This is a genomic window from Dyella sp. 01L423 (genome assembly GCF_056399945.1).
Genome location: NZ_JBFTSI010000035.1, coordinates 1 through 531, shown reverse-complemented (window position 1 = coordinate 531; position 531 = coordinate 1). Strand labels below are relative to the sequence as shown.

The following is a 531-nucleotide window of genomic DNA, read 5'->3' as shown; positions in this document are numbered from 1 at the left end:
CCCGTTCACTCCGCCGATGCCCACCAGCGCGGGCACCACCGGCTGCATCAGCGCCACATAGGCCCGGAAGCGGCCCATGCCCTGCGGCGCGGTCGGCATGACCTTGGTCGTGGTCGGGAAGATCGCCCCGAGCGCCAGATAGCTGGGGCCGATGGCGGCCACGCGCAGCATCTCGGCGTAGCCGTGGGTGGACACGCCCAGACGCAGCCCGGAGGCGCGAATCGCCTCGAGATCGGCCTCGTCGAGGTCTTCCTGACCCAGGTGGATGCCGTAGATGCCGCTGTCGCCACCCATCGCCGCATGGTGGTCGAGCGCCACGCGCCAGTGATCGTTGATGAACAGGCGCGATGCCTGCCCCTTGGCGGCCTTGGCGGCGCGGGCCACTTCGGCCTTGACCGCCGCCGCGTCATCCGACTTGAAACGCAACTGCACGGTCGGCACGGCCAGCGGCACCAGCCGCTCGATCCACTCCGCGCTCGGCACTACCGCGTACAGGCCGAGGTCCGGCGGGCACGGCGCGAAGGGCTTGGG

General features: G+C 71.0%; 1 protein-coding gene. It reads right to left on the bottom strand.

Annotated elements, in window-relative coordinates:
• Positions 1 to 531, bottom strand: a 531-nt coding sequence (locus tag AC1DMY_RS20930) for a thiamine phosphate synthase (RefSeq protein ID WP_477166764.1), incomplete at both ends; no start/stop codon positions are given.